Origin of the sequence: Anaerocolumna sedimenticola (assembly GCF_009931695.1) — a bacterium.
Classification (GTDB): domain Bacteria; phylum Bacillota; class Clostridia; order Lachnospirales; family Lachnospiraceae; genus Anaerocolumna; species Anaerocolumna sedimenticola.
Window position 1 is genome coordinate 1637750 of the sequence record NZ_CP048000.1, and the last position, 15611, is coordinate 1653360.

At 36.5% G+C, this 15611-nt stretch carries 13 protein-coding genes; 10 read left to right on the forward strand and 3 right to left on the reverse strand.

The genetic code is table 11. The features are described 5' to 3' along the window. Positions 1-154: 154 nt before the first annotated feature. The gene (gene gap, locus Ana3638_RS07395; RefSeq protein ID WP_161837452.1) at positions 155-1156 is read right to left on the reverse strand and encodes a type I glyceraldehyde-3-phosphate dehydrogenase; all 1002 of its coding nucleotides are present in this window, start codon (positions 1154-1156) and stop codon (positions 155-157) included. 132 nt (positions 1157-1288) lie between these two features. On the opposite strand from gap, the gene Ana3638_RS07400 reads away from it, so the two are divergent. The 4 genes from Ana3638_RS07400 to Ana3638_RS07415 all read left to right on the forward strand — a co-directional run bounded on the left by Ana3638_RS07400 (position 1289) and on the right by Ana3638_RS07415 (position 5174). Continuing rightward, the gene (locus Ana3638_RS07400; RefSeq protein WP_161837453.1) at positions 1289-2143 is read left to right on the forward strand and encodes a helix-turn-helix domain-containing protein; all 855 of its coding nucleotides are present in this window, start codon (positions 1289-1291) and stop codon (positions 2141-2143) included. Positions 2144-2466: 323 nt separating this feature from the next. After that, the gene (locus Ana3638_RS07405) at positions 2467-3342 is read left to right on the forward strand and encodes a YitT family protein (RefSeq protein ID WP_246240862.1); all 876 of its coding nucleotides are present in this window, start codon (positions 2467-2469) and stop codon (positions 3340-3342) included. Between the two features lie 71 nt (positions 3343-3413). Next, positions 3414-4277, forward strand: coding sequence for a GNAT family N-acetyltransferase (locus tag Ana3638_RS07410; protein ID WP_161837455.1), 864 nt, complete (start codon positions 3414-3416; stop codon positions 4275-4277). A 234-nt stretch (positions 4278-4511) separates the two neighbouring features. Beyond that, positions 4512-5174, forward strand: coding sequence for a YkgJ family cysteine cluster protein (locus Ana3638_RS07415; RefSeq protein ID WP_161837456.1), 663 nt, complete (start codon positions 4512-4514; stop codon positions 5172-5174). Positions 5175-5344: 170 nt separating this feature from the next. Here the strand turns inward: Ana3638_RS07415 and Ana3638_RS24605 are convergent, their stop codons facing one another. Next, on the reverse strand, positions 5345-6043 hold the full coding sequence (locus Ana3638_RS24605; RefSeq protein ID WP_202621582.1) for a DUF4352 domain-containing protein: 699 nt from the start codon (positions 6041-6043) through the stop codon (positions 5345-5347). Positions 6044-6361: 318 nt separating this feature from the next. Between Ana3638_RS24605 and Ana3638_RS07420 the strand changes: the two genes are divergently transcribed. The 3 genes from Ana3638_RS07420 (at position 6362) to lysS (ending at position 9193) form a co-directional block, all read left to right on the forward strand. Then, on the forward strand, positions 6362-7054 hold the full coding sequence (locus Ana3638_RS07420; protein ID WP_161837457.1) for a class I SAM-dependent methyltransferase: 693 nt from the start codon (positions 6362-6364) through the stop codon (positions 7052-7054). Between the two features lie 139 nt (positions 7055-7193). Then, complete coding sequence (locus Ana3638_RS27235) at positions 7194-7364, forward strand: hypothetical protein (protein WP_456298143.1); 171 nt, start codon at positions 7194-7196, stop codon at positions 7362-7364. Positions 7365-7717: 353 nt separating this feature from the next. Continuing rightward, complete coding sequence (gene lysS / locus Ana3638_RS07425; protein WP_161837458.1) at positions 7718-9193, forward strand: lysine--tRNA ligase; 1476 nt, start codon at positions 7718-7720, stop codon at positions 9191-9193. 69 nt (positions 9194-9262) lie between these two features. Here lysS and ymfI read toward each other — a convergent pair whose 3' ends face one another. Continuing rightward, on the reverse strand, positions 9263-9994 hold the full coding sequence (gene ymfI / locus Ana3638_RS07430; RefSeq protein WP_161837459.1) for an elongation factor P 5-aminopentanone reductase: 732 nt from the start codon (positions 9992-9994) through the stop codon (positions 9263-9265). Between the two features lie 478 nt (positions 9995-10472). On the opposite strand from ymfI, the gene Ana3638_RS07435 reads away from it, so the two are divergent. The 3 genes from Ana3638_RS07435 to Ana3638_RS07445 all read left to right on the forward strand — a co-directional run bounded on the left by Ana3638_RS07435 (position 10473) and on the right by Ana3638_RS07445 (position 15604). Beyond that, positions 10473-12746: a helix-turn-helix domain-containing protein gene (locus tag Ana3638_RS07435; RefSeq protein ID WP_161837460.1), complete on the forward strand. Its 2274-nt coding sequence runs from the start codon at positions 10473-10475 to the stop codon at positions 12744-12746. Between the two features lie 191 nt (positions 12747-12937). Further along, the gene (locus Ana3638_RS07440) at positions 12938-14593 is read left to right on the forward strand and encodes an extracellular solute-binding protein (RefSeq protein ID WP_246240865.1); all 1656 of its coding nucleotides are present in this window, start codon (positions 12938-12940) and stop codon (positions 14591-14593) included. 90 nt (positions 14594-14683) lie between these two features. After that, a complete protein-coding gene (locus tag Ana3638_RS07445) occupies positions 14684-15604 on the forward strand; it encodes an ABC transporter permease (protein WP_161837461.1) in 921 nt (306 codons plus the stop codon). Positions 15605-15611: the final 7 nt, after the last annotated feature.

Consider the following 15611-nt stretch of genomic DNA (forward strand, 5'->3'; position numbering starts at 1 on the left):
CTAACTGGTGATGTGATATAAAAAAGAGCCGGCATTTTTAATATAGCTCCTAAGGTCAGACAGAAATCTAATTCTAAGAGTTCACTTTATAACACCGGCTCATCAATCTATTAAAAACCAGTTCTGGTGGGCGGACATTATAGCCCGCCACACATCATAATTTTGCGAGGTATTTTGCAGTACGAATCATTTGGCTGGTAAAAGAGTTTTCGTTATCGTACCAGGCAGCGATTTTCACCAGAGTATTGTTACCAAATTTTGATACTTTCGTCTGAGTTGCGTCAAACAAGCCGCCGTAAGTCATGCCGATTATATCGGATGAAACAATCAATTCATCCGTATATCCGTATTCATCGGATTGGGATTGCTCCATTTTTTCGTTGACCTGCTCTACTGTTACGGAACCGTCCACAACTGCGGTCAATTCGGTTAGTGAACCGGTCATAATAGGTACCCTTTGGGAAGTGCCATCCAGTTTGCCGTCTAAGGCCGGGATAACCAACCCGATTGCCTTTGCCGCCCCTGTTGAGGTAGGTATGATGTTACCGGCCGCAGAGCGCGCACGTCGCAAGTCGCCTTTGGCGTGAGGGCCGTCAAGGGTATTCTGGTCATTAGTATAGGCATGTATTGTTGTCATAAAACCTGTTTTGATAGGTGCAAGCTCGTTTAAATAATATGCCATTGGAGCGAGGCAGTTCGTGGTACAGGATGCAGCCGATACAATGGTATCGTCTTTCGTCAGTGTGTGTTCATTTACACCGTAAACGATGGTGGAAACATCTTTTCCGGCGGCAGTGGATATTAGTACCTTTTTTGCACCTGCTTCAATATGTGCAGCCGATGCTTTTTTTGACGCGAAAAAGCCTGTACACTCCAGAACAACATCTATTTGTAATTCTTTCCAGGGAAGACTCCTTGGGTCTTTTTCGGCATATATCGGAATCTCCACACCATTTACGGTCAAGCTGTTCTCGTTATAACCAATTTTTTCGTCATAACACCCCTGAGTTGTGTCATACTTTAGCAGATGTGCAAGCATCTGCGGACTCGTAAGGTCATTAATAGCTGCAATTCTATATCCTTCCGTATTAAAAAGCTGTCGAAATGCAAGTCTTCCAATTCTGCCAAAACCATTTATTGCTATATTAATTCCCATAGCAACCACCTTTCTTTTTTAAATTATATTGTGTTAAAATTATTTTGCGTTCTTATTATATCGTTTAAGTTTTTGTGATACAATGTTATATATGAAGCATTTTACTATACTATATGTTAGAAGGTGAGAACCATGCCACAATTTGACCGCCATAAAAAGAGAACTGTATATATTGAATTTGTTGCAGCGGAGGATTTTAATAATCTTCCCTATCCGGAGCGGTTTACTCTGGTATTTGTTACGAGTGGAAGTATAAAAGGGCTGTTGAACGAATGCCCAATTACAATTTCTGCACCTGGTGTTCTTTGCCTGGCTAAAGATGATACGATACAGGTTGTTCAAAAGTACAATGTCTCCGCTCAGTCATTCAGTTTTCATCCGGATTTTCTTAGCTTCGTCACAATTTCTGAAACGAGGGATTTCATTTCAACTAATTTAAAAATACAAACAGTTCTGTCGCTTTTTCAGAGAGATGATACACATAACGGAGTTCCCCTTGTAACCGAGAGAGCTTATCCACAATTACTGGAATGGTTTTTTGTGCTTGGAACAGAAGTATATGCGCAAAGTGATACACTCTGGGTATGCAGAATTAAAAGATACCTCATACAAATTTCGGGGTTACTTGAGGATTTAAACCGTCAGAACGGACAATCACCTGTTGATAGAGTTTTAGCATATATACACACAAATTACTCCGATAAAATCAGTTTAAAAGATTTAACTAATTGTGCGCACCTGAATCGTGTGTCACTCAATAAAATGTTTCAGGAAAGATGCGGATGTACAGCAATGGGTTACTTGCTGTCGCACCGATTGAAAGTTGCGGGGGATCTTCTGACTCATACCAATATGAGCTTGAATGAAATTGCACGTTCTGCCGGATTTGAGTATGATACTTACTTTATAAAACAATTTACGGCTAAAAGAGGGATATCTCCTACGGCATATCGGAAGACTTCCCGGAAGTTCGCTACTGCCCTATAAAGGATGGAGGAAAAGCAGATGGAATATGCAGCAAGTTATTACGAACAGATTTTTAATCAGAGCGGTATTTTCAGACGAATATCTAAACGAGGTATTGTATTTAACCTCCGGCAGTAAGATAATATCGAAAAAAGTAATGGAAGGTAGGATTACATAAACTATTAATCTCCTGGAAAGACAGCTATAGGTTTGGTTTCCACTAGAAGTTAGGGGTTGCAGTTTTAAAAAGGATATGGTATAAATAATTTAAAGTATTAGGCAAGTGCCTTGATCCACGTCTGTTAGGGAAAAACTAACAGGCGTGTTTTTTTATGGAGGTATTGATGAAAAAGGTTAAATTACTGATTGATATATTAATAGTTATATTAGGAAATTTTATTTATGCAGCGGGGGTAGTATTTTTTATTCTTCCTTCGGAACTGATTACCGGAGGTACAACAGGGATTGCAATAAGTATTAACCACTTTATAGGTCTGCCCGTATCTTATTTTGTTTTGGGTTTTAATGTTTGTATGTTTCTGCTAGGTTTCATTTTTCTGGGTAAGAATTTCGCGCTGACAACATTGATCAGTACATTTTGTTATCCTTTTGCCCTGGGACTGTTACAAAAATGGGGCGGAGAATATAGGGTGACGGATGATATTTTTATATGCACCCTCTTTGGAGGAATTTGTATTGGTGCATCAATCGCCCTTGTTATCAGAGCAGGAGCAAGTACGGGAGGTATGGATATACCGCCGTTGATTCTAAGTAAATATGTACGGGTACCGGTGTCATTAAGCTTATATATAGCAGATTGTTTCATACTTACATTACAGGCGGCATTCAGTGATAAAGAAAAAATTCTCTATGGTATTGTTTTAGTGCTGATTTATTCCATTGTTCTGGATAGGCTTCTTATGCTGGGCACAAATAAAATGCAGCTAAAAATAGTAAGCGACAGAGCAGAAGATATTAAAGAAGCAATTATCTCAGAGATTGACAGGGGAGTAACGCTTTTGCACGGCAGGACGGGTTATCTGGAAAAAGAGACAGACATTTTATTAAGTGTTGTTTCAAACAGGGAACTTTACAAAGTAGAAAAACTGGTGCATCAAATTGATGAAGAGGCTTTTGTTATGATTAGCCGTGTCAGTGAAGTTAGAGGCCGAGGATTTAGTGTGGGAAAGAAATATTTGAACAAACAACCCTCGAACTAATATTTGAGGTAGTTTTTCATCTTAACATAATTTATAATTAATAATAGTTAAATTATTAATAGGAGGAAATTATGGATGTCATTATAAAAAAGGGTTATCAGAAAGATGATACTTTAAGAAAGTCGTTTATTGAATTAGCAGAGAAAACATTTGGTCTAAATTTTGAAAACTGGTACCGGAACGGTTATTGGACTCCAAAATATATTCCCTATTCGGTTATACTGGATAATAAAGTTATTGCTAATATATCTATTAATGTCATGGATTTTAAGTACTATAATGAAAATAGGCATTACATACAACTTGGTACGGTGATGACGGATGAGGAATACAGAAAGCAGGGATTTAGTAAAATGCTTATGGGAATTATCCTGAAAGAATATGCGGAATATGACGGTATATTTTTATATGCAAATGACAGCGTACTTGATTTTTACCCTAAATTTGGTTTTACAGCTATAAAGGAATATCGGTATTTTACGGATACCAACTGTATGGGAAAACGGAATGTAAAACATGTACCGATGAAATCAAAGAAAGACTGGGACTATTTTTTATGTGAGAAGAATAAAAGGACCAGTCTGGGAATGGCAGCCATGGTCAATGATGGTTTGATGATGTTCTATTTAACTCAATTTATGCAGGATAATGTTTTTTATATTGAGAAGCTGGATGCATATGTTATAGCAGAAATTAAGGAAGATACACTGGTATTGTTTGACGTATTTGCCGGGGGAGAGATAGCAATGCATAACATATGGGAGGAATTTGGGAAGGAAATTAAGAAAGTTCTATTTTCGTTTACACCTCAGGAGGTCAATGGCCTTACCCGGTTTGAAGTATCAACAGAAAATAATACATTTTTTATTCTTGGCAATAAGATTAAAACGGATATGAGGATAATAGAAAGTTTCCCAGAACTATCCCATGCATGAAGTATAAAAGACATACAATTATTATACTGCGCTTAAGATAAATAATAATTTTATATTAGTAAATTTATTTCTTAGGTAATTGGGAAACTCCACTATTGTATCTAAAGAGTTAATTGTTCCGCAAAATTTGAACATGATCCAAACTTTGCAGTCGGCGATTAATATGTTATAATAATATATTACAAAGATGCTTCAGGCATCGATGATATGATTGAAACAAGAGAGGAAAATTTAATGAAAAGAAATTGTAGTCTGGATGAAATATCGGATGGAAGACTATTTGGTATAGATGATTTGGTAGAAGTAAATTGCAATGGCTGTAAGGGAGCAGCTTCCTGCTGTCATAGAATGGGCAATTCCATAATTTTAGATCCTTTTGACATCTACCGGTTGACAATCAAACTGAATCTTACATTTGAAAAATTACTGGCGGATAAAATCGAACTCAATGTAGTGGACGGAATTATCCTGCCCAATCTTAAAATGACAGGGTTATATGAGAGCTGTGCTTTTTTAAATAAGGAAGGTAAATGCAGTATCCATGTTAACAGACCGGGAATATGCAGAATATTCCCGCTCGGGCGGTATTATGAGAATCATGGGTTTAAATATTTTTTACAGATAAATGAATGTAATCATAATTCGAAGACAATGAAAAAAGTCAGCAAGTGGATTGATACACCGGATTATAAGAAAAATGAACGTTTTTTAATTGACTGGCATTATTTTTTAAATGATGTGGAAGAAATAATAAAAAATACCCAGGATGAGAACCAGATAAAAAATATTAATATGTATTTGTTAAATACCTTTTATGTAAAGAAATATGAAACGGATACAGATTTTTATACCCAGTTTAACGAGCGTTTAACCGAGGTAAAGAAAGTCATAGCCTAAGAAAGTCATAGGCTAAAAAAGTAATAGGATAAAAAATGACGATATAGGCTACTAAAATAAAGTATAAAAGAGCTGCAGTAAAATTTAGAGTATAAGCTTGCGGGAGAATATAAGTACCTATTCAAGGCGCAAGTTAAGTAACTTTAAGACTTTGCAGCAGCTCATTTTTTTTATTTTAAACTGAAATTGGTAGAAGCCGAAAACAATCCGGTTCCTGAAAATTGTAGTGTAGTATCCGTTACTTTTAAATCAGACGGCACTTCAAATACAAGGTTACCGGTCACGTCCAATCCGGGATTTATTGTTTCAAAACTGATGTATTTATTATCTAATCCGATTAAAATCGTAGGTGTGTATTCCGCTCCGTCGGCAGTTATTAAATTGAAATATCCGTTTGTTAATGAAACTGCCTCTTTCCCGGCGTTTTTAATTGTGATATTTACTATGGCATATTTACCGCTGTCTGGTTTGTAACTTAAAAAATCATTTTCTACGATTTCATCCGTATCACCGAATTCATTTACTTTTAATACTAAATCTTCCGATTGGCCTTCGGAACCTAAAGCTACGAAATCATCCTTTGCTTCTTTTTCTTCGGAGGTTTCCGTTTCTTCGGAGTTTGCGGTGGCTTTCGTATTTGAATCAATAGATGACTTATTGGTATCCTGTTGATTCGCTGCATTATTGGTATTTGCTACCTGCGTAGGTTCATTTAAACTTGCAAGGAATCCGATTAAGGCGATTACAATGATACCAATCATAACAAATTTTAGTATTCCTCCTCCTTGCTTCTTTCTGCAATTCGGGCAAATCTTAGCCTTTTTGTCAATTTCGCTTTGACAGTACTTGCATTTCTTTGTTTCACTCATCTTCCTTACTCCCTTTCGAATTATTATTAATTGAAGGTTTCTCCAACGATTAGTATTATAGCAGCCGGGAATGATTAAATCTTTAAAATATCCATATTATAGCATTATAATCACATTAATGTACGATTAGAGTAATAATGGCAGGACGAAATAATAGCTGAAATAATAACAACCGGAAGAATAAGCAAAAGAGCTTATTTTTATTTATAAAAATGTTTGAGGTGGTTTTTTAGTTTTATGGAATTTATACTAATTACAGAATTTATAATTCAGATACCAAAATGATTAGATATAAAATAGAAGAAAAGGGGAAAGGCAATGAGTGAATTTCATAAAATAAAACAATGGCTGGAAGAAACAAAGGACGAACCATTAGAAGAAATGGGGGACTTCTTTAAGAAAAGAGTGGACGGATACGAGTCTCATATGAATCCGTGGAAAGATTATTATAAATGGATGGCTGATCTGATACCGGAAGGAACACAAACTTTATTAGATATCGGTTGCGGAACAGGATTGGAATTGGATGAGATATTTAAAAAGTTTCCGGATATGGAAGTAACAGGGATTGATTTGGAATCCGCTATGTTAAAGAAATTAAAAGATAAACACGGGGAACGAAAACTGAATTTGATCTGTGGAGATTATTTTCTTGAATCTTTTGGATATTGTAAATTTGATGCAGCCGTGTCTTTTGAGACACTGCATCATTTTAAGCCGGAAAAGAAAATAGAAATTTTTAAGAAGATTTATGATAGTTTAAAAGCCGGAGGTTGTTATGTCGAAGGAGATTATGCTGCGGAATCTAATGAAATGGAAGGATATCTTTTTGAAGAATGTGAAAAAAGAAGAATAAAAAATCACATACCCGATAATGCATTAGTACATTTTGATACTCCGCTTACATTAGAGCATGAAATATTACTGTTAAAAAAGGCTGGGTTTAAAGAAGTTGACCAATTAGGGACTTATTTAGAAAATCATACAATGATGATAAAAGCAATGAAATAATTTAACTGCCCATTCATCCGGGTAAAATGATAATACTGTAAGTTTCAAAGCAGTTGCTGCTTTTAGTACCAAAGTAACAGGCCAATTGACAACCATTAAAAAGTATGATAGCATTTGGTAATATAATAAGTAAAAGGCTATGAAAAGAAGAGTAGATAATGAAATAGGTCACAGAGAGCCTCGTTTGGTGGGAAGAGGTACAGAAAGCATTATTGAAATAAAGACTTGGAGCCGCGTACCGACTGCATCTTGTGATTATGCTGAGGCTACGATGGGAGCGCCCATTACAGCGTCAGAGTATCAGTATTAAACTTTAATACTCGTACTTGTGGAGGTCTGTATCGTGAGATATAGATGAAACAGGGTGGTATCACGAAGCTTTGCTCTCGTCCTTGAATAAAATCAAGGAAGGGGGCTTTTTTTATATCATTTCTAATTGGACCGTGTTAATACTGTAATTTTATTTATAAGAACAATAGATTGAGGTTTATTTATAAGAACAATAGATCGAGATTTATTAATAAGCACAAATGATTAGAATTAATAGTAAACAAAAATAAAAGAAACGTATTAGATAACTTATCAGAAACATGATGATAAGATGATTGCCATGATTATCATGAAAACTGTTTAATTTTCAAGTATCGTAAGGAGGTATATACCATGGAATCAACATTGGAAACAGTCAGAAGAGAAAAATTAGATAAAATAACCGAGATAACCAATCCCTATCCGGAGCGGTTTGAAGTAAGCCATCAACTCTTTGAATTAACGGATAAACCGGACGGGCTGACAGACATTAAGACAGCAGGAAGAATAACCTTTATCCGCAAAATGGGAAAGTTAACTTTCATAACCATAGCCGATATTACCGGACATATTCAGGCTGCACTGAAAAAAGACGTGGTAGGGGAAGAACAATATGATTTCTTTAAGAAATGTTTTGATATCGGAGACTTTATTGGTGTAAACGGAGAATTATTTACCACACAGACCGGAGAGAAAACAATCCGGGTAAATGCCTTTTGGTTTCTGGGCAAAGCGCTTAAACCTTTACCGGAAAAGTTTCATGGACTTAATAATACTGATATCTGTTACCGGCAGAGATACCTGGATTTAATTATGAATGAAGATACCAGGAGGAGGTTTCTGAATAAGTCCGATTTTATAAAAGCAATCCGCAGGTTTTTAGAGGATCACAGTTATATGGAAATCGAAACACCAGTATTAATCAATAAGCCGTCCGGCGCATCGGCCCGCCCTTTCATTTCCCATCATAATGCCCTGGATATGGATGTGTATCTGAGAATTGCACCGGAAACCTATTTAAAACGCGCAATTGTAGGTGGTTTTACAAGAGTGTTTGAATTTGCAAGATGTTTCCGTAATGAGGGAATGGATGCCACACATCTGCAGGATTTTACCATGCTGGAGTGTTACTGTGCTTATTATAACTATAAAGACAATATGGAATTTATACAGAAAATGCTTTTGCAGGCGGTGCAGCAGGTATTTGGAAGTACGAAACTTAAGATTGAGGACAGGGAAATCGACTTTTTATCCAAATGGCCGGTTGTTTCTTTCAGAGATTTGATCTTAAAAGATTGCGGAATTGATATTAATGATTTCAAAACAGCAGAGGAATTACTGTGTGAAATTACGAAGAAAGGTATCACATTGGAATCGGAAACAGATATAAACCTGTTAGGCCTTGGCAATTTAATTGATCTGTTATATAAGAAAGTAAGCCGGCCTATGATGATCCATCCGACCTTTTTAACCGAACATCCCATCGCTCTTTCACCTTTAGCAAGGGCAAATGATAATAATACGGAAATAACCGACCGATTTCAGCTGGTTATCGATGGAGTGGAAGTAATCAATGCATACTCCGAGCTGGTAGACCCGAGAGAACAGGCGAAGCGGTTACGGGAACAGGCTGATCTGAATGCAAAAGGGGATGAAGATGCCATGGTAATGGATAAGGATTATATTACTGCAATGGAATATGGTATGCCGCCTATATCAGGCTGGGGAATGGGAATTGACAGAATCATACAGGTACTGCTCGGAACGGACAACATTAAGGATTCCATATTATTTCCTATTATGAGGCCTCTGGAAAAGGATCAGGTTTAAGGCCTGACAGAAAAGACCAATCGATCTTGCCGTTTGTATATTATACCAGCTAAAATTAATGGTTATATTCTATATCCATGCGCCGTCCAAATGGATAATCTGACCGTTTAAATAATCATTTCCCGCTGCCAGTTGAAAAACGAAATCAGCCACTTCATTCGTCTTACCCAACCGGTTGGCGGGGATATCTTCTATTAAAGCTGAGAGTTCTTCTTCGTTTAAGAAATGGTTCATCCGGGTATCTATGGCTCCGCAGGCTACCGCGTTCACCTGAATATTACTAGGAGCAAGTTCTTTTGCCAGGGCTTTGGTGAAGGCATTAATCCCCCCTTTTGAAGCAGAATATGCAACTTCGCAGGAAGCTCCCACACTGCCCCAGACGGAAGAAATATTTATAATTTTACCTTTCTGTCTGGCTATCATATCAGGAACTACTAAATTACAGCAGTTATAAACGGAGGTTAAATTAGTTGCAATGATCCGGTTCCAGGTATGGATATCCGTGTCCGTAAATAATCCAACGTGGGAGATTCCTGCATTATTAACCAGAATATCTATGTTACCGAATTGCTGTTTTGCTAAAGTAATCATATGTTTAACTTCTTCAAAATTTCCCATATCTCCCACAAAAGTAAAACAGGAGACGTTATAGCTTTCCAGCTCTTCTTTTACCAATAACAATTCATTTTCGTGATGGGCGCAATTTATAATTACATTAAAACCTTCTTTTGCAAATTTCAGTGCGATGGCTTTGCCGATTCCTCTGGAAGAACCGGTAACTAATACGGTATTTCTTCTCATAATAACTCCGTTTCTGATTCAATTTATTAAATATTACGATTTGGGTGTCAAAAAGGTTATAGCTGAGTGACCATTTGGTACCCGATTTAACTTATATGTAATTGATTATCCAGTTCATTATATCATACTAGGCAATTGTGAAACTAGTAAATTTTTGAATTTGTGAAACACCTTATACTAATTCCGTGGGGGCGTTTCTTCCGTTTGCTTCCGCTCCGGAATTGCATAAGATGAATCACAAATACCAACAATATCGGAGTTTCAAATATTATTACCATAACTCACCAGATAATATCATTTATACCTAAATTATAATAAAAAATGGCAGATAATTCTGCATAAAACCGAAAAGTTTAAATTTTTATCATGGTTTTTAAAAATTGATAATATACAACTACAAAAAAAATAAGTAAAATTGACAGGGGCGTAAGTTTCAATCTTATACATGAGGTTAATATTGTTACAAGGGGGTAGCATAATGAAATCAAAAATCAAAACCTTACTTATTAAATGGTTCCTATCATATTTGTTTATTCTTGTTATACCAATTATCTTAAGTATTGGTATCTATATGTATTCTTTGCAAATTACCAAAACCCAGTCCAATAAAATGAACGATGCACTTATGGGTTCTGTTAAAGTAGAAATAGACAATCATATCAATGAAATAAAGAAGTTATTTACCCGTATTGCTTTGGATAAAGATGCACAGTCGGCGACTATTATTAAGGACTATGTTACTTCAAAAGATCAAATCCTGTTATATCATCTGGTAAACACACTAAAGAATTTAAATATGACCGATGATTTTATAGAAGATATCTTCATTTATTTTAATAATACCGGAACTGTATCCAGTATTAAAGGCAATATGTCGGGAGAATTGTTTTATCATTTATTTTACGAAAATAAGGAATATGATTTCGTTAAATTTAAAGAGTTAATGAGTGAAAAATTTGTACAGGATATTATACCGGTTCATAAGTTAAATGGTGAAAATGTCCTGTTGTTTGCCATGACAACCCTGGAGACACCGGGCGGACTTGATTCCGGTACAATCGTAATTACCGTCAACGAGCGAAAACTCCAGAAAATAGTGGATAATATGAAATGGGATGATAGTTTAAGGATATTGGTACTAAACAGCAATAATGAGATTATCAACAGTAATAAAAATATGGACTTGGATAAAGATTTGAACTACAAAAATCTAACGGACGGTAAGCATTTCTATAAAGATATTAAGGATAAATCTTACGTCATTTCAATAGAAAAATCAGATGCGGTAGATTGGAAATACGTATGTCTTACTCCCAATTCCCTGATAGAAAAAAGCGCGAAAAGCATCCGGTATTTCAGTTTGATTGGCTTGTTTATCTGTATCTTCGTCGGCTCTTATTTTTCTTATTTCCTTGCAAAAACCAATTATAATCCCTTAAAAGGTATATTAGATCTTTTTAAAGGCCAGGACAACCGGACCATGGATGAGGAGAAAAATGAGTACCAGTGGCTCATGGAGGAAGCAAAATATATATTTAAAGAAAGAAAGGATACACGCCTTATACTTTCCAATAATAAAAAAATATTAAAAGATTATTACATATTCCGCCTGCTGGAATATCCCTTTAACAAACAGAACGGTATGGAGGAGTTTCAGAAGTTTAATCTGAAATTAAATTCAGATTATAATATAGCAGTCCTCTTTGCCATTATTCCCTCTGTCAAAAACCAAACCAGTACAGATTCCTATGAAGAAAGCCTGGATTTGTATAAATTTATCATAACGAACATATTCACGGAAGTTGCCAGTGATCATTTTAATCTGGAAGTTACCTCCATTGGCGACCGGGTGGCGGTTATTGTAAATTTACCGGAGGACAGTCTGGATTTATTGGATATTCTAAAAGAAGTCATATATTTTGTGCAGCAGGAAATCATAGAAAGCTTTGGAGTTCATACCGTTGCTTTGGCCGGAGACGTTCAATACGGCCTGGAGGGGATACACGCATCTTATGTGGCTGCAAATGAAGCAGCAGAATATATAAGACTTCTGGAAACAGATATTATTATGTATGATGAAATTAAAAATCTGCAGACGAATTATCAGTATCCCATGGAAATGGAACAGAAAGTGATAAATGCCATTAAGGTAGGAGATGGGGAAGCAGCCAAGGAATATATCTTTAAGGTACTGGATGTTAATTACGGCACCAATAATATCTCCATTGATATCCGCAGATGCCTTATCTTTGATATGATGGGTACGTTAATGAAAGGAGCGGATATCAGCGGATGCGGTAATGTATTAGCCAATCTTGATATTTCAAGGAAATTGTCTGCAAAACTTCCCCTTATGGACATTAAGATCAGGTTTGAAGAAATAGTTGATCTATTATGCGGCGAGATTGTAAAAAAACAAAGTGTCAATGAAAGCAATAAGCAGCTGAGCAAAAAAATCATGGAATATATTATGGAAAATTATCAGAATCCTGATTTAAATATTTCCTTAACCGGCCTGCATTTTGATATCACACCGGCCTATATATCTACGTTGTTTAAAAAACAGACAGGGGACAGCCTTTTGGAATATATTAATGCGGTCAGAATCAAAGAGGCACAAAAACTGTTGGAACAGGGCTGCAGTGTGGTGGAAACATCCCAGAAAGTCGGCTTTCGTAACAGCGGTGCTTTTATCCGCGTTTTTAAAAAGCAAACAGGGATTACTCCGGGACAGATGCGTAAAGCATTATAAAATCCATGGATTTTATGAATTGAACATATATCCTGAATTTTGAATATGTCACATTCTAAGATATCATCACACATTTAAAATTTTTAATATATCTTTGTATTTGCTCACGGCTTATAATGTGCTTACGTGATCACGAACGAAAAAGTTTTCCTGTAATAAAGCGGGAAGTAATTATATGAGGAGGTTTTTTTATGTTTAAAAGAAAACTGCTTACTATGGTAACAGTCACAGCAACTGTAATGTCTTTACTTGCAGGATGCAGCGGACCGAGTAAAGAAACAAATACGAATGGAGATGCGGCTTCCGGAACCCAGAAGGAAAGTACGGAATCAAGTGAAGCAGGGGGTGGCGGAGAATTCAGTTATCCTATGACATCCGGTAAAACACTTACCTATTGGACCGGGTTAAATGGAAATGTTTCCGCTAACTTTTCAAATCTTGGGGATACACCTTTTGCAAAGGCCTGGATGGAACAGACCGGGGTACAGATTGAATTCCAACATCCGCCGGCAGGTCAGGATCAGGAACAATTCAGTTTATTGTTAGCAGACGGTAATCTTCCGGATATGATTGAATATCCCTGGATGACTTATCCGGGCGGTCCTGAAAAGGCAATCAGTGATAATGCAATTATTCCTTTAAATGATGTGTTTGAAAAATACTGTCCGAATTTAATGGCTTATTTAAAAGCAAATCCGGACATCGATAAAATGATTAAAACAGACGATGGAAATTATTATGTATTTCCTTTTATCAGAGGGGATGAAAGTTTATGTAATACCATTGGATTAATGTTACGTCAGGACTGGCTGAAAGAATTGAATCTGGAAGTACCTACAACCATAGAGGAATGGCATACCGTACTTACGAAGTTCAAAGAAGAAAAAGGTGCAACCTCTCCCTTTACCTTTGAATATACCATGCCCGTATTAACGGAAGAAAATCCGTTTGCCTATGCTTATAATACCTCTAAAACATTTTATTTGAATTCCGACGGCAAAGTTCATTTTGGTGCTGTGGAAGACGGATATAAACAATTCCTTACAACCTTTGCACAGTGGTATAAGGAAGGTTTAATTGATCAGGATTTAGCTACTTTAGGAAAAGACCAGGTAAGCGCTGAGATGACGAACGGAAGTTCAGGTGCTACCATCGGCTGGGCAGGAAGTACCATGGGTGTACTGATTGCAGCAGCAACTGCAACAGATCCAAACTATATGTTACAAGCCGCTCCGGTTCCTACATTGAAAAAAGGTGATTTCCCGGAAATGGGCCAGATCGAAAACAGATACCCGAACCAGGGTGGTGTAGCCATTACAACAAGCTGCAAGGATATTGAAACAGCTGCCAGATTACTTGACTATGCTTACAGTGATACAGGACATATGCTGTTTAACTTTGGTGTAGAGGGAGAATCTTACACGATGGTTGACGGTTATCCGACCTATACGGATAAGGTAATGAAAAACGCAGACGGATGGCCGCTTGCACAATCTCTTTCTGCTTATATCCGAGGCAACTATAACGGACCTTTTGTACAGGATAAACGTTATCTGGAACAGTACTATACGATTGATACCCAGAAAGAAGCCAATCCAATCTGGGGTAAACATAACGGTAAAGCACATAAAATTCCTCCGATTACACCTACTTCGGAAGAAAGTCAGGAAATGTCCGTTATAATGAACGAAATTAATACATATCGTGACGAAATGGCTTTAAAATTCATTTTCGGCGAAGAAAGTCTTGATAAATTTGATGATTATGTAAAAACAATCGAAGGCATGGGACTTGATCGCGCCTTAGAAATTGAGAATGCCGCATTGGAACGTTATAATTCCCGTTAATAAGTTTACAAAACCCTCTGCCCCAATACCTGTTTTTATTACCGGGTTTGGGGCAGTTATAGGAATACTTGGGAAAGGATGAATTAATTTATGAAGCCAAAAGGCTTACTTTATAGAATACAGAGAGATTTACGTAAAAATTACTCGCTGTATCTTCTTGTATTACCTGTTATATTATTTTACCTGTTATTTAGCTATAAACCCATGTATGGAGCCATTATTGCATTTAAGCGGTATACACCGGCCCTTGGGATATGGAGCAGCCCCTGGGTGGGTTTTGATAATTTTATCCGCTTTTTTAATAGTGTATATTTTGTTCGTATTATAAAAAACACCCTGTTGTTAAGTTTATACTCCCTGTTATTTGGATTTCCGGCTCCTATTTTATTGGCTCTTATGTTAAATGAAGTCAGAAATAAAAGATTTAAAAGTCTTGCCCAGACAGTTACTTATCTTCCTCATTTCATTTCTATGATTGTGGTAACCGGTATGATTGTAAACTTTACCATGTCTACCGGATTGATCAATGATATCATTGTATTTTTTGGAGGAGAAAGATCCCCGCTTTTGCAAAATCCCCATTTATACCGATCTATCTACATAGTGTCCAGTATATGGCAGGAAATCGGGTGGGGCTCCATTATTTATCTGGCTGCATTATCCGGCGTAGACAGTCAGTTATATGAAGCGGCTATGATAGACGGAGCCGGTAAGTTCAAGCAGCTGTTATTTGTTACAATTCCGTCCATCATGCCCACAATTGTAATAATGTTAATTTTAAAAATAGGATCCTTAATGAGTATAGGATATGAAAAAACCATTCTTTTATATAATCCGTCTACCTATGAAACAGCAGATATTATATCCTCCTATGTCTACCGTATTGGTCTCTTAGAGCAGAACTGGAGTTATTCCACTGCTATTGGCCTGTTTAACTCTGTAATTAATTTAATACTATTGATCATTACGAATAAATTGAGCAAACGGCTTAGTGAAACAAGTTTGTGGTAGGAGGAAA